The organism is Amycolatopsis sp. NBC_01307 (assembly GCF_035975215.1).
Lineage (GTDB): Bacteria > Actinomycetota > Actinomycetes > Mycobacteriales > Pseudonocardiaceae > Amycolatopsis.
In genome coordinates this window covers 9,651,916-9,672,483 of record NZ_CP108403.1, presented here as the reverse complement: position 1 = coordinate 9,672,483, position 20,568 = coordinate 9,651,916, and the positions used below count along the sequence as shown (strand labels likewise).

Here is a 20,568-nt window from a genome sequence, read left to right as displayed (position 1 = left end):
CGTGGCATGAGCAGTGCGACGGAGCCGCTCGGGACGCCGCCCGAGGATGAACCGGACATCCACACCACGGCCGGCAAGCTGGCCGACCTGTACCGCCGGTACGACGAGGCGGTGCACGCGGGCTCGGCCCGCGCGGTGGAGAAGCAGCACGCCAAGGGCAAGAAAACCGCCCGCGAGCGGATCGAGCTGCTGCTGGACGAGAACTCGTTCGTGGAGCTCGACGAGCTGGCCCGGCACCGCTCGACCAACTTCGGCCAGGAGAAGAACCGGCCCTACGGCGACGGCGTCGTCACCGGTTACGGGACCGTCGACGGCCGTCCGGTGTGCGTGTTCAGCCAGGACGTGACGATCTTCGGCGGCAGCCTCGGCGAGGTGTACGGCGAGAAGATCGTCAAGGTGATGGACCTGGCGATCAAGACCGGCCGCCCGATCGTGGGCATCAACGAGGGCGGCGGCGCGCGCATCCAGGAGGGCGTCGTCTCGCTCGGCCTCTACGGCGAGATCTTCCGCCGCAACGTGCAGGCCTCCGGCGTCATCCCGCAGATCTCGCTGATCATGGGCGCGAACGCGGGCGGGCACGTCTACTCCCCCGCGCTGACCGACTTCGTCGTGATGGTCGACGAGACGTCGCAGATGTTCATCACCGGCCCGGACGTCGTCAAGACGGTCACCGGCGAGGACGTCACCTTCGAGGAGCTCGGCGGCGGCCGCACCCACAACACGAAGTCCGGCGTCGCGCACTACCTCGGTTCCGACGACGAGGACGCGATCGCCTACGTCAAGGAACTGCTCTCCTACCTGCCGCAGAACAACCTCTCGGACGCGCCGGTCTTCGAGCCGTCGGACACACCGCCGGGGTTCTTCGAAGACGTCACCGACGCCGACCGCGAGCTCGACACGCTCATCCCGGACTCGCCGAACACGCCGTACGACATGCACGAGGTGATCAACCGCGTCGTCGACGACGGCGAGTTCCTCGAGGTCCACGAGCTGTTCGCGCCGAACATCATCGTCGGCTTCGGCCGCGTCGACGGCCAGAGCGTCGGCGTCGTAGCGAACCAGCCGACGCAGTTCGCCGGCTGCCTCGACATCGACGCGTCCGAGAAGGCCGCGCGGTTCGTCCGCACCTGCGACGCGTTCAACATCCCGGTGCTCACCTTCGTCGACGTCCCGGGCTTCCTGCCGGGCACCGAGCAGGAGTGGAACGGCATCATCCGCCGCGGCGCGAAGCTGATCTACGCCTACGCGGAGGCCACGGTCCCGCTGGTCACGATCATCACGCGCAAGGCGTTCGGCGGCGCGTACGACGTCATGGGCTCCAAGCACCTCGGCGCCGACATCAACCTCGCCTGGCCGACCGCGCAGGTCGCGGTGATGGGCGGGCAGGGCGCGGTGAACATCGTGCACCGCAAGACGTTGGCCAACGCGGCGAACGAGGGCAAGGACGTCGACGAGCTGCGCGCCGAGCTGCTCCAGGAGTACGAGGACACGCTGCTCAACCCGTACGCGGCGGCCGAGCGGGGTTACGTCGACTCGGTGATCGTGCCGGCGCACACACGCGGGCACGTCGCGCGGGCGTTGTCGTTGCTGCGCAACAAACGCGAGTCGCTGCCGCCCAAGAAGCACGGGAACATCCCGCTGTGAGCGACTCGGTGAACGACTCTGTAAGCGACTCCGCGAACGACGAGGTGCGGCCCCTGCTGCGGGTGGTCCGGGGCAACCCGAGCGACGCCGAGCTGGCGGCGCTGACGGCCGTCGTCGCCGCGGCGTCGGCCGCCCGGGGTCCCGGGAAGCCGAAGCCGCGGACGTCGTGGTGGGGCGACCACGCGACTTCGCTGCGCCGGCCGCACCACCCCGGCGAAGGCGCTTGGCGCGCCTCGGGTCTGCCTAACTGACGTTGAGCGCGGTGTCGTCCACGATGAACGACGTCTGCAGCTGCGAGCCCTCGACGCCGCTGAAGGCGAGCGTCACGGACTGACCCGCGAACGCGGACAGCGAGAAGGTCCGCTGCTGGTACCCGCTGGCCGCGTTGAGGTTGCTGTACGTCGCCAGCGTCGTGCTGCCCGCCTTGACGGTCAGCTTGTCGTACGCCGTCGTGCCCGTCTCGGCGGTGTTGATGCTGAGCCAGAACGAGAACGTGTACGACGAGCAGCCGGTCGGCAGCGTGACGGTCTGGCTGAGCGTGTCCGTGTGGGCGGTGCCGTAGCCGTCGAGCCAGGCGTTCCACGAGCCGCTGCGGGCGGGCGCGTCGGAGGCGTGCTGGCCGATGACGCTCGCCGACGCCGTCCAGCCGGTGTTGCCCGACTCGAAGCCCGGGTTGACCAGCAGCTGGCCGGCGGTGCAGCCGGTCGGCGGCGGCGTGGTCGTGCCGCTGCCCGCGAGCCACGCGGTCGCGTTGAGGCCGAGCGCGTCGTTGTCGGCCGTGGTGTCGCTCCAGCCGTTGTAGAGCGTGTTGCCGGACTGGCCGGTGCCGTCGTCGATGGTCGAGCTGTCACCCCAGATCGCGACGCGGCCCGAGCCGAAGGTGCTCGTCACGAAGAAAGCGTTGCTGTTGCCCGGTGACGACGTGCTCAGGAACGCGAGGCCCTTGACGTTCGGGTTGTCGGCGGGCTTGAGGGTGAACGTCGTGCCGTTGGCGATCAGGCTCTTCTTCACCGCGCCGAACGAGCCGTTCAGCACGGGGTTCGAGGAGTCGGTGATGGCCACCGGGTGATCGCTGGTGATGTTCTTCAGGTCGACCGAAAAGCCGAACGGGTCGGTGTTGTCGACGCCGTTGTTCGTCAGCAGGTCGTTGATGATCTTCGGCGAGTCCCAGCCGTCGTTGTTGCGGTCGCTGCCGGTGTGGTCGGAGATCAGGAACAGGCCACCGCCGTTCTGCACGAACTTCATGATCGCCGTCTTTTCGGCGGTGCTCAGGACGACGTTCGGTTCCGGCAGCACGAATTCATCGAAGTTCTTGAGGTCCAGCGCGTTCGACGTGCCGTAGGTGATCGTGTTGCCCGCGGGCAGCGTCTTCAGGCTGTACTGCCCGGTCTTCTGCAGTGCGACGCCCCACGCCGAGAGCGCGCCGGTCCAGTCACTTTCCTTCTGTGGCGCGGAGTTCTGCCCGGTCGGGTCGGGCTGCGAGGTGCCGACGATCCAGTCGGCGTTGCCGGCGGTCTCGGCTTTGGTGTTGTCGAAGAGGATCCGGTGGGTGACGGCGGCGTGCGCGGGAACGGCGGTCAGCAGACCCGCGGCGAGCGTGGCGACAGCGAGCGGAATGAGGCGCTTCATGGTGCTCCTCGGCGATGGGGACCTTGGACGACATCGGTGACATCACGGTGACGAGCGGAGAAGAGGTCCTCCCGGCGGCAGGCGGACCGGCCGGTGAACTCCCGGCAACGTACCCCCGCCACGGCCCGACGAAAGTCGGGATCAGCGCACGTCGAGGAACACCGTCGGGACCTCGTTGTCCTGGACCACGCGCCCCAGCAACGTCGCCAGCAGATCGCGTTCGGCGGGCGGCAGACCGCTCGCGAGCTCCTCGATCCGGCGGCACGTCGCCGCGTAGAAGTCCGCCGCCAGTTCGCGGCCTTCGCCGGTCAGGACCACCTGCACCGCGCGGCGGTCGTCCGGGACGGGCTCGCGGCGCACGAGCCCGCGCCGGACCGCGCGGTCGACGAGGCCGGTGAGGCTGGACTTCTCGAGGCCGAGCGTCGCGCCGAGGTCGCCCATGCCGTAGGGCTGCGCCATCAGCACGCACAACAGCTGCCCCTGCTGCACGGTGAGCCCGTACTCGCGCGCGGACTCGGCGTAGACGGCATTCACCAGGAACGACGACCGCACGAGTCCGGCCACCACACCGAGAGCCTCCATCAGGCCACCCTACTTCGCGACCGCCTCGCGCACGGCGGGCACGATCTCCCCGGCCCAGCGCGCGACGTCGTCGTCGGTGGGCGGCCGGCCACCCGGGCCGAAGAGCACAAAGCCTTTCGCGTCGTGCTCCAGCACCGCGCCGGTCAGCTCCTCTATCCACTGCGCCGGCGAACCACCGATCCAGCGTCCGTCGTCGCCACGGGTCTTCGTGAGCGGTTCAGCGGTGATGCGCCCGGGGAAGTTGTAAACGGTGACGACATCCGCGGGCTCGCGGCCCGCTTCCTTCGCGGCTTGGTCGATCACGGGCCGCGACGTCCGGTAGCGCTCGCTGAGCCAGTCCGCGGCGTGGCCGGGCATCCACCCGTCGGCGACCCGCCCGGTGACGGCGAGGGACTTCGGCCCGACCGAGCCGGTCCACACCGGCGGGATCGCTTCCTGCGCCGGCTCCAGGTTGGTGACCTGGTAGAACTCGCCGTCGAAGGTCACCGGTGCCCCGCCACCGCCGAGCTGTTTGACGAGCCGGATCCCCTCTTCGAAGGCGCGCACGGCTTCCCTCGGGCTGAGCTTGGTCACGCCGAGCCGCGCGATGTCGTCCCAGAGCCCGCCGACGCCCATCCCGAGCACGAGCCGCCCCCCGCTCAGCGCGGACAGCGAGGTGACGGCCCGGGCGAGCATCGGCGCGGGCCGCGTCGGCAGGTTGGTCACGCTGACCAGCCCGGAGATCCGTTCGGTGCGCCCGAGAACGACGCCGATCTCGGCATAGGCGTCGAGGCGGTCGGCGTTGTAGGGGTGATCGGAGACGCTGAACAGATCGAGCCCACCCCGATCGGCCAGGACGGCCTGCCGCAGGGTGCTTCGCGCCGACGTCACCGCCGTCGAGCCGCCGATGCCGAAGAGCACCATGGTTCCTCCCAGTTATTAGTTCGTGCTACGAACTGACTATACATAGTTCTTACCACGAACTTCCACTAAACGGATTGCCCCGGCCGCTAACGTGGGCCACATGACCGACCCCCACCTGGACCTGGCGGCGCGCGCCGGCGTCGCCGACGAGCGCGCCCTGCTCTCGGCGTTCGCCGACAACTACCGGGCGATCTTCCGAGCGAAGGTCTCGGGCCTGTCCGAGGAGGACGCCCGCCGCAGCCCGGTGCCGACCGGAACGTCGATCGGCGGGTTGCTCAAGCACCTGCGCTGGATGGAGCAGGCGTGGTTCCAGCGCGTCCTGGCGGACGAACCGAACCTCCCCGACCGCCCGGCGGGCGAGTTCTTCCCCACGGCCGAAGACACGGTCGAGTCACTTCTCGCAGAGTACGACGAGCAGTGCGAAACCTCGCGGCGCATAGCGGCCGCACACGAGCTGTCGGACACGGGCGTGCACCACAACCTGGGCGAGGTGACGCTGCGCTGGATCTACGTGCACGTAATCGAGGAGACGGCCCGCCACGCCGGCCAGGCGGACATCATCCGCGAGCAGCTGGACGGCGTCACCGGCCCGGAGATCTAGCTGCGCGCTCGCGGGCGCGCAGCACAAGGGCCTCGGCGTTCCGGCCGGCCCGCTTGAACTCCTCCGCCGTGGCCGAGGTGTGGCTGTAGCCCGCCTTCGTCTTCAGCGCCAAGAGCGCCCGCAACGCCCGGCCGGCGTCCTTGTCCACCCTGGCCAGGAGTTCCACCGCGTCGTTGTGGTTCTCCCCCTGGGCGTGTTCGCCCAACCCGGCGCAGCAGAGCGCGTCGGCGGCCGCGATGCCCGCGTGCACGCAAAGGGTCACGTACGCGTCCCCGATCTCGCTGGGATCCTGTCCGCACTTCAGCTCTTTCCCTTGCGCACCTGCCCGGCCAGCCACGAGTGACGACCGGCGACGGTGAGCCCCTCGCGCAGCACGTCGGCGAGCACCGGCTCGTCGCGGCCACGGGTGGCGACCTCGGTCACGGTGAATTCGAGGATCCGGGCGTCATTACCCGTCCAGCGGGAAACATCGGCAGCCAGGCCGTCGACCTGAAGGGCCCAGCGATCTTCGTCGACGTCGTCCGGGCGGATCAGCACGAGGTCGATGTCGCTCTCGGCGGTCATCGAACCGCGCGCGGCCGAACCGAACAGCGCGCCGTACTTCGGTTGCGGCCGCCAGGAATCCAGCGCGGCTTCGATGCGCTGGAGCAGTTTCCCGCGCAGCCCCGACAGCGCGATGATGTGCTCCGCGGCGAGGTGGTCGCGGTTGAACCGGTAGGCGAACGCGTTGCCGACGCGGTCCGCGCCCACGATTCCCTGCAGCACCAATCGCCGCAGGACCTTCCGGATCCCCTCCTCCGAATGCGCGCCCAGGACGCGGTGCAGCTGACCGGTCGTGAACGTGCCCTCGTAGCCGGCCAGGGCGGCGAGCACGTCGCCGTCCAACGTCGGGGTCACCGTGGCCAGCGGCCTGCTCAGCTCCATCGCCACCCTCTCCAGAACCCGTACTATAGTACGTCTACCCGCACCATAGTACAGGTAGAGGCTGTTCGTACCGTGTACGCACGGTCACAGAAGACGGCGTGGACTGGTGGATAGTCTGCGCCGTATAGTCCACGTGGAATAACCGACCAGGAGTCACCCGGAGGGACCAACGATCATGGCTTCGGCCAAGCTGACCCCCCTCGGCCTCGCCGTGCTGGAACTGCTGCACGAGAAGCCCATGCACCCGTACGAGATGGCCCAGCTCATGCGCGAGCGGTACGTGAGCACCCGCGTCAACGTGAAGGCGGGCTCGCTCTACCACACCGTGGAGCGCCTCCAGCGGGACAACTACATCCAGGTCGTCGACACGCAGCGCGACGGCCGGCGGCCCGAACGGACCGTCTACGGCATGACGCCGACCGGGCTTGACGTGTTCAACCAGCGCGGCCGCGAACTGCTGGGCGATCTCGCCCAGGAGTTCCCCGCGTACCTCTCCGGGCTCGCCGTGATCGACGAACTGGGGCGCGAGACGTCGCTCATCGAGCTCGAGAACCGGCTGGTGCACCTGCGCGCCGCGGTCGCCGCGGACGACGCGGTCGTGCGGAGCCTCGTCGAGGACCAGACGCCGGAGATCTACTGGCTGGATTGGCGCTACAGCTGCGACCACCGCAAGTTCGAGCTCGAGTGGACCGAACGGCTCCGCGACGACCTGCGCTCCGGGCGGATCCCGTTCCAGGAGTGCGACGCACCCCACCTCACGCTCATCACCAGGGAAGACGACGATGAACGCAAGACAAGCTAACCCCTGGGCCGCGCTCAGCGCGCTGTGCCTCGGTTTCTTCATGATCCTGCTCGACACGACCATCGTGTCGATCGCGATCCCGACCATGCTGCGCGAGCTGAACGCCGGGCTGAACGCCGTCGTCTGGGTGATCAGCGTCTACCTGCTCACCTACGCCGTGCCGATGCTGTTCACCAGCCGCCTCGGCGACCGCTTCGGCCCGAAGCGCGTGTTCCTCGCCGGCCTGGTCGTGTTCACCGGCGCGTCGCTGTGGTGCGGCCTGTCCGGCAACGTCGAGATGCTGATCGCCGCGCGCGCCGTGCAGGGTCTCGGCGCCGCGCTGATGACGCCGCAGACGCTCGCGTTCATCACGCACCTGTTCCCGCCGGCCAAGCGCGGCCCGGCGATGGGCATGTGGGGCGGCGTCGCCGGGCTGGCGACGATCGCGGGCCCGCTGCTCGGCGGCGTGCTGGTGGACCACCTCGGCTGGGAGTGGATCTTCTTCGTCAACGTGCCGATCGGCGTGATCGCCATCGTCCTGACGGTGCTGCTGGTGCCGGACTGGCAGCCGAAGCACTCGCACGCGTTCGACGTCGTCGGCATCGTGCTCTCGAGCCTGGCGCTGCTCCTGATCGTGTTCGGGGTCCAGAACGGCCAGCAGTACGACTGGGGCACGGTCTGGGGCGGGATCACCGTGTTCGAGATCATCGGCGCGGGCGTGCTGCTGCTGGTGGCTTTCGTGGTGTGGCAACGCTTCAACAAGCGTGAGCCGCTCCTGCCGCTGCAGGTGTTCTCGAACCGGAACTTCTCGGCCGGGACGCTCACCGCGACGACCGTCGGCTTCGCGATGACCGGCATGTTCCTGCCGCTGGTCATCTACATCCAGTCGGTGCTCGGGCTGACCCCGACCATGGCCGGCCTGCTGACCGCGCCGATGTCGCTGCTGTCGGGGATCGCGGCGCCGTTCGTCGGGCGCGCGTCGGACAAGGTCAACGGCAAGTACCTGGTGATGTTCGGGCTCGCCGCGCTCGCGGCCGGACTGGGGATCATCGCGCTGCAGGCGTCGCCGGACAGCAACCCGTGGAGCTTCGTCCCGGCGCTGCTGGTGTGCGGCCTGGGCATCGGCTGCATCTTCTCGCCGATGAGCAACATGACGATGGGCTCGGTCGAGCCGCGGCTGGCCGGCACGGCGTCGGGCATCTTCAACACGTCGCGCCAGGTGGGCGGCGTGCTCGGCAGCGCCGCGATCGGCGTGATGCTGCAGGCGCAGGTGAGCTCGTCCATCGCGGACGAAGCCACGAAGGCGGCTACGCAGCTGCCGGAGCAGTACCGGGCACCGTTCGCGGAGGGCATCGCCAAGGCCGCGGCGAACACGGGTGAGTTCGGTTCGTCGGGCGGCCCGTCGCCGATGCCGGGACTGCCGGCGGAGATCGCCGCGCAGGCCGGGCGGCTGGCCACCGAAGCGGTCCACAGTGGACTGACGGACGCGGCCCGCGCGACGATGCTGCTGCCGATGGGCGTGCTGCTGCTGGGCGTCATCTCGGCGTCGATGCTGCGGAAGGTCAAGCCGCGCTGGGAAACCCCGGCCCCGGCGACCGCCGAGGCCGCGACGGCCTGAGGCTCGGAACGTCCGGAGGCCGGCATCCCGCGGGGTGCCGGCCTCCGGTCGTTTCCGGGGTCGCGAACGGGCCGTTCGCACCGCCGGTGGCGCGAGTGACCCCTTCGCGACGCAGCTGGGCGGGCACGAACGGCCAGTTCGCGACGCGAACAGTGGGACACGAACGGACCGTTCGCGACGCAGGTGTTACGAACGGTCCCTTCGCGACGAAAGTCAGCGGCACCGAACGGGCCGACCGTGGCCGTTCTCAGCAGCGGCCCTGGCGGACCACTCGCGGCGCACCGGCTGAGCACGAACGGGCCGTTCGCACCGCCACCCCGGCACGAACGGGCCACTCGCGACCGGGACACCGGCACCACAAGGGAAACCCCGGCTCCGGCGACCGCCGAGGCCGCGACCGCCGCGACCGCCTGAGGCTCGGAACGTCCGGAGGCCGGCATCCCACGGGGGAAGGTGCCGGCCTCCGGTCGGTTCCGGGGGAGAAACCGTGTGGGCCTCCGTTCCGGAGGTCGGGTTCCGGAGCGGAGGCCCACACGGACCGCGGGAGCGGTGGTCTGTCGGTCAGGTCGTCGCGGGTGGCGACGCCGCGGGCACCGAACCCGGCGACGAGCGAGCCGTCCGGGACTTCGAGGTCCGGCGTTTCGCCCACCACGGCGCTCGCGACGTCGCGGGCGAGTCCGTCACGCGCACGGTCATCAACCACCTCCGCGCATATGTTGCGAGCAACAACAAAATAACTCGTCCCGGGGTGTGGCGCCGGTCACAATTCGGTCACGACAGGCGCCCCGGTACGTTCCGGGGGTGCATTCGGTCATCCTCGCCTCGCAGTCCCCCGCCCGGCTCGCCCTCCTGCGCTCCGCCGGTCTCGACCCGGCCGTGTTCGTCTCCGGCGTCGACGAGGACGCCGTCGCCGCTTCACTGCCCGATCCGACGCCCGCTGAGCTGGTCATGGCGCTCGCCGCGGCCAAGGCCGAAGCGGTGCTGGACCAGGTCGCCGCGGCGCACCCGGACGCCGTCGTGATCGCCTGCGACTCGATGCTGAACATCCACGGCACCATGGTCGGCAAGCCGGGCGATCCGGACATCGCGCGGCAGCGCTGGGCCGCGATGGCCGGGACAACCGGTGAACTCTTCACCGGGCACACGGTCGTCCGGCTCGACGGCGGGGTGCGCGCGAAGGAGGCGTCCGGCTCGATGTCGACGACCGTCCGGTTCGGCACGCCGAGCGAAGCGGAGATCGACGCCTACGTCGGCACCGGGGAGCCGCTGCGGGTGGCCGGCGGGTTCACGATCGACGGCCTGGGCGGCTGGTTCATCGAAGGCCTCGACGGCGACCACACCAGCGTCATCGGCCTCAGCCTCCCGCTGACGCGCCGCCTGCTGGCCGAGGTCGGCGTGAGTGTCGTGGATCTCTGGCGGCCTCCCGCATCCTGAGAAGAACGCCACCCGATGAGGTGATTTGGAAGAGTCCAGTTCTGCTTGACGTCGTCTTTACCCGGCAGAACTGGAAACTTTCGAGCACCGGAGTCGCCCCGTGTCTTTCGTACGGACATACACCAAACCGCGGGTGTTCGCGGCCGCGGTTCTCGGCTCGCTCGTCGTCGGCGCCCTCCTGGGCGTCGTCGCACGGCAGACCGAGGCCGGCTGGCTGACCGATCTCCTCGACCAGATCGGCACCATCTTCACCACGCTGCTGCAGGTCGCGGTGATCCCGCTGGTCTTCACGGCGATCGTGGTCGGCATCACCAGCCTGCGCGGGCTCGGCGGCGGCCGGACGGCCGCGCGCCTGGGCGGCAAGACGGTGCTGTGGTTCGCGATCACGTCGTTCATCGCGTCGCTGATCGGCATCGCCGTCGGCCGGCTCTTCGACCCCGGCGCGGGCGGCCTCGGCGGCGTCGAGGCGACGGCGAAGAACGCCGACCGGGCCGCGAAGAGCGTCGACAGCTGGGGCTCGTGGAGCGCGTTCGTCAAGGGCCTGCTGCCGGAGAACTTCTTCTCGGCGTTCTCGGAAGGTGAGACGCTGCAGGTGCTGTTCCTCGCGCTCGTGATCGGCGCCGCCGCGTACAGCCTGGGCGACCGCGCGAAGCCGTTCGTGGACTTCACGACGAGCGTCTTCGAGATCATCCAGCGCTACCTCGGCTGGATCGTCCGGCTCGCCCCGCTCGGCATCATCGGCCTGATCGGCGCGGCCGTGTCCAACTACGGCGATGCCCTGTTCCGCCCGCTGTTCTCGACGACGCTCGCGGTGTACGTCGGCTGCCTGCTCGTGCTGTTCGTCGTCTACCCGATCCTGCTGCGGTTCGTGGCGAAGGTCAGCCCGCTGAAGTTCTTCGCCAAGGCGGGCACGGCGATCCAGTTCGCGTTCGCTTCGCAGTCTTCGGCCGCGACGCTGCCGCTGACCCGCCAGTCCGCGGTGAACCTCGGCGTCCAGCCGGCGTACGCGGCCTTCGCGACGCCGCTCGGCAGCGCCACGAAGATGGACGGCTGCGCGGCGGTCTTCCCGGCGATCGCGGCGATCTTCGTCGCGAACCTGGCCGGGGTGTCGCTCAACTTCTGGCAGTACGCCGGCATCGTGGTGGTCGCGGTGGTCGGCGCGCTGGCGACGGCCGGTACCACCGGCTGGCTGACGGCGTTCACGCTGACGACGTCGTTCATCGGCCTCGACGCCAAGCAGGTGGCCGTCGGCCTGGCGCTGATCTACTCGGTCAACCCGATCATGGACATGATGCGGACGGCCACGAACGTCGCCGGCCAGATCGCGGTGCCGGTGATCGTCGCGCGCGGCGAAGGCCTCCTCGACGACGAGGTCCTCAACGCCCCGACCGACAACCCGGAGCACAGCGACGACGGCACCACCGCCCGTCAGACCGAACCCGCCAACGCGTAACCCCGCAAAGCCGTGAAGGCCTCCTTACCGGCCGTAAGAGCCGGGAAGGGGGCCTTCACGGCGTTTCAGGGGCAGGCGCGCAGGTCGGCGCGGGTGAGGCGGACGGCCGGCCAGCCGCGCAGGTCCGACGGCGCGGTCACCTTCCGGGTGCAGCCGAGCGACTTGCCCGTCACGTCGTACACCTCGCCCAGCACCGGCGACGCCTGGCACTCGGGTGTGCCCGACGCCGCGTCCGGGCAGTCGTGGCGGACCACGATCACGTCCGGGCGGCCGTCGGCCGTGACGTCGTAGAGCGTGAGCGTCCCGGCGTCGGCGAAGTACGGCTTGCCCGGGTCGCGCCACACTCCGCCACCGCGGACGAGCAGCTCGCCGTAGGCGCCGGAGCCGTCGTCCCCGGTGCCGTCGTCCCCGACGTCGCCGCGGATCAGGCACGTCGGCGCCACGCCGTCGATGCAGGTCAGCGAGTTCGCGTCGAGCCGGGCCCCCAGCTGCGCGAGCGACAGGTCGAACACGGTGCCCGGCTCCGGGCCGACGCGCACCTGCGCCGAACCGCCGGCCGCGTCGGTCAGCAGCACCACCGGCGTACCGCCGACGGTCATCGCCGCGAGCTGGCGGCACGGGCCGCCGCCGCAGGTCACGGCGGGCGGCTCGGTGCCGGCCGCGGGCTCGGAGACGGTGTCCGCCGGCGCGTCCGGGCGCGGGCGCAGCAGGAACACGGCGCCGATCGCGCCGAGCGTGATCACCGCGGCCAGCACGGCGGTGAGCAGCGCCGACCGAGGCGTCCGCACTGCCGAAGTCCGCATAAGACAGAGCGTAAGCCGCTTCGCCACCGTGCGTGGGCAGCGCCCCGGCGGGTGTGGCTGAAATCCCCCGGGGGTGCACCACCTCACCGCGACCCCACGAAAGGGGGACGCCCCGAAGGGGGCACGAACAGCGGAGAGTGTCCGGTTATGTTGTCCGGGTGACGAACCCCAGCCTTCCCCCCGCGCTGTACCTCCCCACCGGCCCCGCCAGCCGCGAAGCCCAGGGCGCGTCGATCGAGCTGCGCCGCACGCCGGACGGCCGGACGGCGCTGGTCGCCTTCACCGCGCTGGACCGGCTGATCGACTGCTGCGGCGAGCACCAGCCGTGGGTGCTGGTCAGCACCGAGCACCTGCCGAAGGTGCACGCCGCGAACCCGTACGACGTGATCGTGCTCGACTCGCCGCTGCCGGACGACCTGCGCCACAGCCCGACGCTCGTCTGAGCGTGGTTCAGCTCTCACTCCGGAGACTCGTGCCGTCCTGTCCGTAGACTCCCCCGTACCGCGTGAGCGGTCAGCAATGCAGCTGTCGGGACGCAGGAGGTGCGGGGTGGCCGAGCAGGTCGGCGAATCCACCGGTGGTCCGGTGACCAAGATCCTGGTCGCCAACCGGGGCGAGATCGCGGTACGCGTGATCAGAGCCGCCAGGGACGCTGGCCTCGCCAGTGTCGCGGTGTACGCCGATCCGGACCGCGACGCACCGCACGTGCGCCTGGCCGACGAGGCCTTCGCGCTGGGCGGCACCACGGCCGCCGAGAGCTACCTGTCCGTCGACAAGCTGCTCGAGGCCGCGAAGCACGCCGGCGCCGACTCGGTGCACCCGGGCTACGGCTTCCTCTCCGAGAACGCCGACTTCGCCCAGGCGGTCATCGACGCCGGGCTGACCTGGATCGGGCCGAGCCCGCAGGCCATCCGCGACCTCGGCGACAAGGTCACCGCGCGGCACATCGCGACGCGCGCGGGCGCGCCGCTGGTGCCGGGCACCAAGGAGCCGGCGAAGGACGCGAGCGAGATCGTCGCGTTCGCCGACGAGCACGGCCTGCCGGTGGCCATCAAGGCCGCGTTCGGCGGCGGTGGCCGCGGCCTCAAGGTCGCGCGCACCCGCGAAGAGATCCCGGAGCTGTTCGAGTCGGCCACGCGCGAGGCCGTCGCGGCGTTCGGCCGCGGCGAGTGCTTCGTCGAGCGCTACCTGGACAAGCCGCGCCACGTCGAGGCGCAGGTGCTGGCCGACCAGCACGGCAACGCGATCGTCGTCGGCACCCGCGACTGCTCGCTGCAGCGGCGGCACCAGAAGCTCGTCGAAGAGGCGCCCGCGCCCTTCCTGTCCGACGACCAGCGCGCCCGGATCCACGAGTCGGCGAAGGCGATCTGCAAGGAAGCCGGCTACTACGGCGCCGGCACGGTCGAGTACCTCGTCGCCACCGACGGCACCATCTCCTTCCTCGAGGTCAACACGCGCCTGCAGGTCGAGCACCCGGTCTCCGAGGAGACCACCGGCCTCGACCTGGTCCGCGAGATGTTCCGCATCGCGCGCGGCGAGAAGCTCCGGATCACCGAGGACCCCGAGCCCCGCGGTCACTCGATCGAGTTCCGCATCAACGGCGAGGACGCCGGCCGCGGCTTCCTGCCCGCGCCGGGCACGGTCACGAAGTTCCTCGCGCCGAGCGGCCCCGGCGTCCGCGTCGACTCCGGCGTCGAGTCCGGCAGCGTGATCGGCGGCCAGTTCGACTCGATGCTGGCGAAGCTGATCGTCACCGGCTCGGACCGCAACAACGCCCTCGAACGCAGCCGCCGCGCCCTGGCCGAGATGGTCGTCGAGGGCATGGCCACGGTGCTGCCGTTCGACCGCGTGATCGTCGACGACCCGGCGTTCATCGGTGACGAAAACGGCTTCAGCGTGCACACCCGCTGGATCGAGACGGAGTTCGACAACCGGATCGAGCCGTTCGTGGCGCCGGACGTCGAGGCGCCCGAAGAGGAGCCCCGGCACAACGTCGTCGTCGAGGTCGGCGGACGCCGCCTCGAGGTGTCGCTGCCCGGCGGGTTCGCGCTCGAAGGCGGCGGTGGCGGCGGCACGGCCGTCAAGGCGAAGCCGCGCAAGCGCGCCGGCGGCGGCAAGGCGGCGGTGAGTGGTGACGCCGTCACCGCGCCGATGCAGGGCACCATCGTCAAGGTCGCCGTCGAAGAGGGCCAGTCGGTCGAGGCCGGCGAGCTGATCGTCGTCCTCGAGGCGATGAAGATGGAGAACCCGGTCACCGCGCACAAAGCGGGCACCGTCACCGGCCTTTCGGTCGAAGTCGGCGCCGCCGTGACGCAGGGCACGCAGCTTCTCGAGATCAAGTAGGACAGTTCGTTACAGATGTCGTGGTGGGCCGCCCCCGAGGCGGCCTACCATCGGCAAGGTGACCGAAGTCCCGTCTCCGCAGCTGCGGATCAGCGACCAGAACCGCGAGTCCGCGTTGACCGCGCTCGGTGAGCACATGACCGCGGGGCGGATCGACATCGACGAGTACGGCGAGCGCTCGGCCCGCATCACCGCGGCCAAGACGCGCGGCGAGCTCACCGAGCTCTTCGCGGATCTGCCCTCGCCCCACCCCCACTACGACGAAACGCCGCAGGCCGCCGTGGCCGCGCCCGAGCCGGACAAGCAGGCCGTGCCCGCGCAGCAGCGGTCCGGCTCGCCCGAGAACTGGGCGCCGGCGCAGCGGTTCCTCGCCGCGATCGTGCCGCTGGCCTTCATCGCGGCGATCGCGCTGATCGCCACCGGCACGCTGGCCTGGCCGATCATCTTCGTCCCGATCGGGCTGACCGTGGTCGGCAAGTCGATGTGGGGCCACGGCTGGAACCACGACCAAGACCACCACGAGCGGCACCTGCACGACCGGGAGCGCCGCCGCGAGGTGCGCGACTCCTACCGCGACCGCCGGCGCGAACTGGGCCGCTGACGCCGTCGTGAGCGACATCCGCCTGAGCGACGCCGAGCGTCAGGACGCCCTCGACGTCCTCGAAGAGCACGTCCGCACCGGACGCCTCGACATCGACGAGTACGGCACCCGCTCCGCGCAGGTCGCCGCGGCCAAGCGGGTCAGCGAGCTCATCCCGCTGTTCGACGACCTGCCCTCACCCCGGCCCAGCGCCCTGGTGGGTGGCGCCGCCGCGCCCGGGGTCCCGGTGGTGACCGGGGAAAGCACCGTGACGCGCTTCCTGAACGCGAGCGCGGTGCCGATCGCCATCGTCGTCGCGATCGCGGTGCTCATCCTCAGCCGCGGGCGGCTGCTGATCATCTCGATCGCGCTGCCACTGGTGATCGCGATGCTCGCGGGGCTCCGCCGCCGGCGCTGAACCTGCGAGAATCGGCCCCGTGATGGGCGTGGTTCCGGGCGCGCTGGACGCCCGGGGTGAGCGGCTGGCCGGGCCGATCTTCACCTTCGTCGGCTTGGCCAGCCTCGTCGCGTGCTCGTTCTGGGCGGCCGGCCGCGACGCGCACTGGGGCACCACGCTGGTCGTCGTCGTGGTCACCGCGCTGTGGCTGCCGCTGCTGATCCCGCTGTTCCCGCGCCGGAAGGCGCACCCGTGGCTGGCCGCCGGCTACTACGCCGGTGTCCTCGCGGGCGCGCTCGTGCTGGTGGCGCGCAACGACCTGTTCACCGGGTTCGCGTCGTTCGGCTACCCGCTCGCGTTCGTGCTGTTCCCGGCCCGCTGGGGGTTCTTCGCGGTGGCCGCGACCGCCGTGCTGCCGATGCTCGTCAACGGCTCGGACCCGCGGAGCCCGACGTGGGTGCTGGTCGCCTCGGTCGTCGGGCCGCTGCTGTACGCGGCCTGGTTCGTCGGCGCGGAGAGCGAGAAGCGGCGCAAGACGAACACCCGGCTGGAAGCGGCGCTGGCGGAGAACGCGGGCCTGCACGCGCAGCTGCTGACCCGGGCGCGCGAGGCCGGTGTGCTCGACGAGCGGCAGCGGATGGCCCGCGAAATCCACGACACGCTGGCCCAGGGCCTGACCGGGATCGTCACGCAGCTGCAGGCCGCCGACCGCGAGGACGGCCCGGGCCGCGACCGCCGGCTGGCCCAGGTGCGCACCTTGGCGCGCGACAGCCTCAGCGAAGCGCGGCGCGCGGTGCAGGCGCTGCGCCCCGAACCACTGGCCGAGTCCCGGCTGCCGGAAGCCCTTTCCGACCTGGCGGGCCGCGTCGCCGAGACGTCCGGGGTGGCCGTGCGCACCGAAACCACCGGCGACGTCCGGCCGCTGCTGCCCGAAGTCGAGGTCACGCTCTACCGCGTCGCGCAAGAAGCGCTGGCCAACGCGGAGAAGCACGCGAAGGCGTCCCGGATCGGGCTGACACTGTCCTATTCGGACGACGTCGTGCTGCTGGACGTCGTCGACGACGGCGTCGGGTTCAGCCCTGGTGACCGCGGCGACGGCACCGGCTTCGGGCTGGCGGCGATGCGCCACCGCGTCCAGCGAGTGGCGGGGACGTTGTCGGTCGAGAGCACCCCGGGCGGCGGCACGGCGGTCAACGCCCAGGTCCCGGCACTGCCGGCGGCGTCGTGATCCGGGTCGTCGTCACCGACGACCACCCGGTCGTCCGCGACGGCCTCCGCGGCGCGTTCACCGGCGAGGCCGACATCGAGGTCGTCGGCGAAGCGGCGTCCGGGGTGGAGGCGCTGGCCCTCGTGGCCCGGCACCACCCCGACGTCGTGCTGATGGACCTGCGCATGCCGGAACTGGACGGCGTCGGCGCGATCCGCCGGCTCGCCGTCTCCCACCCCGCGGTGCGCGTCCTGGTGCTGACGACGTACGACGCGGAGACCGACGTCCTCCCGGCGATCGAGGCCGGCGCGACGGGCTACCTGCTGAAGGACGCCCCGGTCGCGGACCTGCTGAACGCCGTCCGCGCGGCGGCCCGCGGGGAGCCGGTGCTGGCGCCGAGCGTCGCGAGCCGGGTGCTGGGCGGCTTTCGCCAGGCCGGGCCGCTGACCCGCCGTGAGCTGGAGGTCCTGCGCCTGGTGGCGGCCGGGGCGACGAACCGCGCGGCGGCGCGGCAGCTGTTCGTCAGCGAGGCGAGCGTGAAGACCCACCTGCTGAACGCGTACGCGAAGCTCGGGGTGAACGACCGCGCGGCGGCCGTCGGCGAGGCCTACCGCCGCGACCTGCTCTGAATCCCGCCCTAAACCCGTCGCGGTGCTGACGCGTGTCGGTCACATCGAACCCGGGGAGGGAATCGGATGACTTTCGGATTCGCGAGGCGTGTCGCCGTGCTGGCGGCCGCGGCCTTGCTCACCACCACGCTCACCCAGTCCGCGGAGGCCTCGCTCGGCACCTGGCGGGTGGAGCTGCTGCCGTCGCCTGCCGGGTACCCGGGCGCGACGGGCTGGGTGCGCGGCACCGACAGCCACGGCGGCTTCGCCGGGAACCTGGTGCTGGACGGGGCATCCCAGGTCGTGACGTGGTCGGGCACGCAGGCGACGGTCCACCCGCTGCCGGCCGGGCTCCAGTCGCCCGCGGTCGCGGACGAGAACTCCGCGGGGACCGTGCTCGGCGACGTCGCCGACGCCTCGTTCCAGCGGCAGGTGTTCCTGCTGGAGGCCGGGAAGTTCCGGTTGCTGCCGCGGCCCGCCGACCGGCCGTACGTGTCGGCGGCGGCCATCAACGAACGGGGTGACGTCGTCGCCACCGCGTCCGGGTGGTCCGCCGAAGACCCGGAGGTGCTGCTCTGGCGCGCGGAAGACCGGGAGCACCCGGTGGTGATCACCGGGGGCCCGTACCTGTCGGCGACCGACGTCGACGACGACGGGAGCGTGCTGGCCGACTCGTTCCCGGGTGCCGTGCTCTGGAAGGACGGCACGTTCACCCGGCTGACGGCCCCGCCGGGCGCCGGCTCCGTGCACGCGGCCGCCGTCCGGACCGGCCAGGTGGTCGGCAACTTCGCCACCGCGGACCAGACCCCGGGCGGCGTCCAGTGGCGCACCCCGGCCGACCCGGTGGTGCTGCCCGGCTCGGGCGCGGCGTTCGGCGTCAACCGGACCGGCCTGGTCGTCGGCTACGGCGACGTCTCGACGGGCCGGTTCAGCCCGCTGCGGGTCTGGCTGGGCACGCAGCCGTACGGCACGCTGCCGCCGGCCCCGGGTTTCGCGGCGGCGTGGGCGGAGGTCGTCGGCGACGACGGCGTCGTCGCGGGCACCGTGGCCAACAGCGAGCCGACGACGAACACCGGCCGGCCGGCGGTGTGGCGGTATTCCCTGCGCTGACCCGTTTCGGCGGATTGCTCCTTTCGCCGGGCAACCGGACCCCGGCCTGCGACGTGGTGATCTTGCAGGTCGGGGGAAAGGGAGAAAGCCGATGAAGAGCAAGTTCTGGGTGCGGGCCGTGGCGCCCGTCGTCGCCACGCTCACCGTGGCGGCGCTGGCGCAGCCCGCCGAAGCCGTGACGAGCCGTCTCCCGTGGCAGCCGACGGTCCTGCCGCTGCCGCCGGGCAGCAGCGGCGGGTTCCTGACCGGTTCGGACGGGAAGGGCGAGTACACCGGGACGTTCCGGGTGAACGACGTGACGCAGGTCGTCAGCTGGCGCGGCGGGCAGCCCGTGGTGCGCGGCCTGCCGAGCGGGTACGAGCGGGCGGACGCCAACGACGAGAACCCGTCCGGGCAGGTGGCGGGCACCGCGCACGACTACCAGACGATGATCAGCCGGGCGTTCGTGCTGGACGCGACCGGGTTCCACCTCAAGGACGTCCCGGCGGGCTACGACTACGTGTTCGGCCTCGCGATCAACACGAACGGCGACCTGCTGGGCCAGGCCTACCGGGCCGACAACGGGCCCGGCGCCGTCGTCCTGTGGCGGGCCGGCGGGAGCGCGCCGGTGATCATCCCGCAGTCGGCGGACGTCTCGTCCGCGCGTGACCTGGACGACGACGGCACGATCCTGGTGAACTCGGGCACCGGCTCGGGCCTGTGGAAGGACGGCGTCTTCCGGCGGCTGTCGCCGAGCCCGTCCTCCCAGGCGACCGCCCTCGCGATCCGCAAGGGCGTGGTCGTCGGCGTCCGGAACTGGGGCGGCGAGCAAGCGGCCCGCTGGACCACGCCGGACACGACCGTCGGGCTCGAAGGCGGCGGCATGGCCTTGAGCGTCAACTCCGGGGGCTTGACGGCGGGGCTGGTGCCCAACCCGTCGGGCCCGGTGATCGTCGGGAACGGCGCGGTGTGGCGCGGCACGACCCCGGGCGTCGTCCGGGGCCCGAGCGGCTACGCCGTGTTCGAAACCCGCGTCGCGGCCGACGACGGCTCGCTGGCCGGGTTCGCCACGAACGGATCGCGGGACGCGGGCGGGGTGCCGGTGATCTGGCGCCTGCTGCCTGCGTAACCGGGCAGTCTTCTTGCCTTGACCGCGTCTTGATCGCCAGGCCGGGGGCGGTGTGCCGCCGGCCTGGCTAGGCTGGGCGGAGTGGAACCGGTGGAGATCAACGCGGGCACGTACTACCTACGCCAGCTGCGCGCCGACCGGCACATCGACGACCGCGCGGTGCTGATGGAGGCGTTCGCCGACCCGACGCACCGCAAGTACGTCCTGAACTACCGCCTGCGCACCCTGGACGAGGCCACGGAGTACGTGACCCTCCGAGCGGCCCAATGGGCGGGCGACGAGCGCTGCTCGTGGGCGATCGCCGAGCCGACGTCAGGACGGCTACTGGGCGAGGTGGGCCTGCGCGAGCTGAGCCTGGACGCGGAGTACGCGGAGGCGACGATCTGGATCCACCCCGCCGAGCGAGGCAAGGGCATAGCGACAACGGCGTTGAACGCGGCCCTGCGCTTCGGTTTCGGCGGCCTGGGGCTGACGGAGGTCAGCTACCGCTACGAGGAGAGCAACACGGCGTCGGCAATAGTCGCGGAACGCTGCGGATTCACCTTGCTGGGCCCCGAAGACCACCCGGCCCCCACGGGCGAGCGCCTGATCCGCTGGCACCGCACGTCCTAGCCGCACCGGCCATCCAACGTCGCCGGCCGAAACTCCCCCCACCCTTCCCTGGGGGGCGGCCCCTAGGCCAGTCTATCGGCGCCCTCGGACGAAACCCGCCCAAAAGGGCGCCGGCGCCCGAGTTGCCCACAAGGCGGGGAGCCTGTGGACAAACGCCACGGCAAGCCGCCTGACGGCCTGCCGTGGTCGAACCGCCTGACGGCCCGCCGTGGCGAACCGCCTGGCAGCCAG

General features: G+C 71.2%; 23 protein-coding genes. 16 read left to right on the top strand and 7 right to left on the bottom strand.

Annotated features, from left to right (window positions below):
* Positions 1 to 6 precede the first annotated feature (6 nt).
* Together OG439_RS43550 and OG439_RS43545 are read left to right on the top strand one after the other, a co-directional pair.
* Positions 7 to 1,644 carry an acyl-CoA carboxylase subunit beta gene (locus OG439_RS43550; RefSeq protein WP_326946213.1) on the top strand — a complete coding sequence of 546 codons (1,638 nt, stop codon included), beginning with the start codon at positions 7 to 9 and terminating at the stop codon, positions 1,642 to 1,644.
* A gap of 8 nt (positions 1,645 to 1,652) precedes the next feature.
* On the top strand, positions 1,653 to 1,895 hold the full coding sequence (locus OG439_RS43545) for an acyl-CoA carboxylase subunit epsilon (RefSeq protein WP_326946212.1): 243 nt from the start codon (positions 1,653 to 1,655) through the stop codon (positions 1,893 to 1,895).
* Here OG439_RS43545 and OG439_RS43540 read toward each other — a convergent pair.
* The 3 genes from OG439_RS43540 to OG439_RS43530 all read right to left on the bottom strand — a co-directional run bounded on the left by OG439_RS43540 (position 1,888) and on the right by OG439_RS43530 (position 4,758).
* Positions 1,888 to 3,273 (bottom strand): hypothetical protein, encoded by a 1,386-nt coding sequence (locus OG439_RS43540; RefSeq protein WP_326946211.1) that lies wholly within the window; start codon positions 3,271 to 3,273, stop codon positions 1,888 to 1,890. The two genes, OG439_RS43545 and OG439_RS43540, sit on opposite strands and share 8 nt — an antisense overlap.
* A 141-nt stretch (positions 3,274 to 3,414) precedes the next feature.
* Positions 3,415 to 3,855, bottom strand: coding sequence for a MarR family winged helix-turn-helix transcriptional regulator (locus tag OG439_RS43535; protein WP_326946210.1), 441 nt, complete (start codon positions 3,853 to 3,855; stop codon positions 3,415 to 3,417).
* A gap of 9 nt (positions 3,856 to 3,864) precedes the next feature.
* Positions 3,865 to 4,758, bottom strand: a complete 894-nt coding sequence (locus tag OG439_RS43530) for an LLM class flavin-dependent oxidoreductase (RefSeq protein ID WP_326946209.1) — start codon at positions 4,756 to 4,758, stop codon at positions 3,865 to 3,867.
* A 100-nt stretch (positions 4,759 to 4,858) separates the two neighbouring features.
* Here OG439_RS43530 and OG439_RS43525 point away from each other — a divergent pair, with 100 nt between their 5' ends.
* Positions 4,859 to 5,359 carry a DinB family protein gene (locus OG439_RS43525; protein WP_326946208.1) on the top strand — a complete coding sequence of 167 codons (501 nt, stop codon included), beginning with the start codon at positions 4,859 to 4,861 and terminating at the stop codon, positions 5,357 to 5,359.
* Here the strand turns inward: OG439_RS43525 and OG439_RS43520 are convergent.
* Positions 5,340 to 5,621: a hypothetical protein gene (locus tag OG439_RS43520; RefSeq protein ID WP_326946207.1), complete on the bottom strand. Its 282-nt coding sequence runs from the start codon at positions 5,619 to 5,621 to the stop codon at positions 5,340 to 5,342. The genes OG439_RS43525 and OG439_RS43520 overlap by 20 nt on opposite strands.
* A gap of 38 nt (positions 5,622 to 5,659) precedes the next feature.
* Positions 5,660 to 6,283 carry a nucleotidyltransferase domain-containing protein gene (locus OG439_RS43515; RefSeq protein WP_326946206.1) on the bottom strand — a complete coding sequence of 208 codons (624 nt, stop codon included), beginning with the start codon at positions 6,281 to 6,283 and terminating at the stop codon, positions 5,660 to 5,662.
* Positions 6,284 to 6,458: 175 nt separating this feature from the next.
* On the opposite strand from OG439_RS43515, the gene OG439_RS43510 reads away from it, so the two are divergent.
* The gene (locus tag OG439_RS43510) at positions 6,459 to 7,085 is read left to right on the top strand and encodes a PadR family transcriptional regulator (RefSeq protein WP_247060859.1); all 627 of its coding nucleotides are present in this window, start codon (positions 6,459 to 6,461) and stop codon (positions 7,083 to 7,085) included.
* Positions 7,066 to 8,682, top strand: coding sequence for a DHA2 family efflux MFS transporter permease subunit (locus tag OG439_RS43505; protein ID WP_326946205.1), 1,617 nt, complete (start codon positions 7,066 to 7,068; stop codon positions 8,680 to 8,682). Before OG439_RS43510 ends, OG439_RS43505 begins: the two co-directional genes overlap by 20 nt.
* Positions 8,683 to 9,243: 561 nt before the next feature.
* Here the strand turns inward: OG439_RS43505 and OG439_RS43500 are convergent.
* Entirely contained in the window at positions 9,244 to 9,378 is a 135-nt protein-coding gene (locus tag OG439_RS43500; RefSeq protein WP_256475964.1) for a hypothetical protein, read from the bottom strand.
* A gap of 105 nt (positions 9,379 to 9,483) precedes the next feature.
* On the opposite strand from OG439_RS43500, the gene OG439_RS43495 reads away from it, so the two are divergent.
* Both OG439_RS43495 and OG439_RS43490 read left to right on the top strand, forming a co-directional pair.
* Complete coding sequence (locus OG439_RS43495) at positions 9,484 to 10,116, top strand: Maf family protein (protein WP_326946204.1); 633 nt, start codon at positions 9,484 to 9,486, stop codon at positions 10,114 to 10,116.
* Between the two features lie 100 nt (positions 10,117 to 10,216).
* Positions 10,217 to 11,569, top strand: a complete 1,353-nt coding sequence (locus OG439_RS43490; protein ID WP_326946203.1) for a dicarboxylate/amino acid:cation symporter — start codon at positions 10,217 to 10,219, stop codon at positions 11,567 to 11,569.
* 65 nt (positions 11,570 to 11,634) lie between these two features.
* Here OG439_RS43490 and OG439_RS43485 read toward each other — a convergent pair whose 3' ends face one another.
* The gene (locus tag OG439_RS43485; protein ID WP_326946202.1) at positions 11,635 to 12,372 is read right to left on the bottom strand and encodes a hypothetical protein; all 738 of its coding nucleotides are present in this window, start codon (positions 12,370 to 12,372) and stop codon (positions 11,635 to 11,637) included.
* A gap of 158 nt (positions 12,373 to 12,530) precedes the next feature.
* Between OG439_RS43485 and OG439_RS43480 the strand changes: the two genes are divergently transcribed.
* The 9 genes from OG439_RS43480 to OG439_RS43440 all read left to right on the top strand — a co-directional run bounded on the left by OG439_RS43480 (position 12,531) and on the right by OG439_RS43440 (position 20,337).
* Positions 12,531 to 12,815 carry an SAV_915 family protein gene (locus OG439_RS43480; protein ID WP_247060851.1) on the top strand — a complete coding sequence of 95 codons (285 nt, stop codon included), beginning with the start codon at positions 12,531 to 12,533 and terminating at the stop codon, positions 12,813 to 12,815.
* Between the two features lie 106 nt (positions 12,816 to 12,921).
* Positions 12,922 to 14,715, top strand: coding sequence for an acetyl/propionyl/methylcrotonyl-CoA carboxylase subunit alpha (locus OG439_RS43475; RefSeq protein WP_326946201.1), 1,794 nt, complete (start codon positions 12,922 to 12,924; stop codon positions 14,713 to 14,715).
* A 58-nt stretch (positions 14,716 to 14,773) separates the two neighbouring features.
* Positions 14,774 to 15,316, top strand: a complete 543-nt coding sequence (locus OG439_RS43470; RefSeq protein WP_326946200.1) for a DUF1707 SHOCT-like domain-containing protein — start codon at positions 14,774 to 14,776, stop codon at positions 15,314 to 15,316.
* Between the two features lie 7 nt (positions 15,317 to 15,323).
* A complete protein-coding gene (locus OG439_RS43465; RefSeq protein WP_247060845.1) occupies positions 15,324 to 15,713 on the top strand; it encodes a DUF1707 SHOCT-like domain-containing protein in 390 nt (129 codons plus the stop codon).
* Positions 15,714 to 15,735: 22 nt separating this feature from the next.
* On the top strand, positions 15,736 to 16,920 hold the full coding sequence (locus OG439_RS43460; RefSeq protein WP_326951761.1) for a sensor histidine kinase: 1,185 nt from the start codon (positions 15,736 to 15,738) through the stop codon (positions 16,918 to 16,920).
* Positions 16,917 to 17,528, top strand: a complete 612-nt coding sequence (locus OG439_RS43455) for a response regulator transcription factor (protein WP_326946199.1) — start codon at positions 16,917 to 16,919, stop codon at positions 17,526 to 17,528. The genes OG439_RS43460 and OG439_RS43455 overlap by 4 nt, the downstream gene beginning before the upstream one ends.
* Positions 17,529 to 17,594: 66 nt before the next feature.
* Complete coding sequence (locus OG439_RS43450; RefSeq protein WP_326946198.1) at positions 17,595 to 18,617, top strand: hypothetical protein; 1,023 nt, start codon at positions 17,595 to 17,597, stop codon at positions 18,615 to 18,617.
* Positions 18,618 to 18,708: 91 nt separating this feature from the next.
* On the top strand, positions 18,709 to 19,725 hold the full coding sequence (locus OG439_RS43445; protein ID WP_326946197.1) for a hypothetical protein: 1,017 nt from the start codon (positions 18,709 to 18,711) through the stop codon (positions 19,723 to 19,725).
* A gap of 81 nt (positions 19,726 to 19,806) precedes the next feature.
* Positions 19,807 to 20,337 (top strand): GNAT family N-acetyltransferase, encoded by a 531-nt coding sequence (locus OG439_RS43440; RefSeq protein ID WP_326946196.1) that lies wholly within the window; start codon positions 19,807 to 19,809, stop codon positions 20,335 to 20,337.
* The last annotated feature ends 231 nt before the right edge of the window (positions 20,338 to 20,568 follow it).

Bases quoted from the DNA above. Each gene is read 5' to 3' on its own strand.
- OG439_RS43550 (WP_326946213.1), top strand. From the start codon at position 7: ATGAGCAGTGCGACGGAGCCGCTCGGGACGCCGCCCGAGGATGAACCG.
- OG439_RS43540 (WP_326946211.1), bottom strand. From the start codon at position 3,273: ATGAAGCGCCTCATTCCGCTCGCTGTCGCCACGCTCGCCGCGGGTCTG.
- OG439_RS43535 (WP_326946210.1), bottom strand. From the start codon at position 3,855: ATGGAGGCTCTCGGTGTGGTGGCCGGACTCGTGCGGTCGTCGTTCCTG.
- OG439_RS43530 (WP_326946209.1), bottom strand. From the start codon at position 4,758: ATGGTGCTCTTCGGCATCGGCGGCTCGACGGCGGTGACGTCGGCGCGA.
- OG439_RS43525 (WP_326946208.1), top strand. From the start codon at position 4,859: ATGACCGACCCCCACCTGGACCTGGCGGCGCGCGCCGGCGTCGCCGAC.
- OG439_RS43515 (WP_326946206.1), bottom strand. From the start codon at position 6,283: ATGGAGCTGAGCAGGCCGCTGGCCACGGTGACCCCGACGTTGGACGGC.
- OG439_RS43510 (WP_247060859.1), top strand. From the start codon at position 6,459: ATGGCTTCGGCCAAGCTGACCCCCCTCGGCCTCGCCGTGCTGGAACTG.
- OG439_RS43505 (WP_326946205.1), top strand. From the start codon at position 7,066: ATGAACGCAAGACAAGCTAACCCCTGGGCCGCGCTCAGCGCGCTGTGC.
- OG439_RS43500 (WP_256475964.1), bottom strand. From the start codon at position 9,378: ATGACCGTGCGCGTGACGGACTCGCCCGCGACGTCGCGAGCGCCGTGG.
- OG439_RS43485 (WP_326946202.1), bottom strand. From the start codon at position 12,372: ATGCGGACTTCGGCAGTGCGGACGCCTCGGTCGGCGCTGCTCACCGCC.
- OG439_RS43460 (WP_326951761.1), top strand. From the start codon at position 15,736: ATGGGCGTGGTTCCGGGCGCGCTGGACGCCCGGGGTGAGCGGCTGGCC.
- OG439_RS43450 (WP_326946198.1), top strand. From the start codon at position 17,595: ATGACTTTCGGATTCGCGAGGCGTGTCGCCGTGCTGGCGGCCGCGGCC.
- OG439_RS43445 (WP_326946197.1), top strand. From the start codon at position 18,709: ATGAAGAGCAAGTTCTGGGTGCGGGCCGTGGCGCCCGTCGTCGCCACG.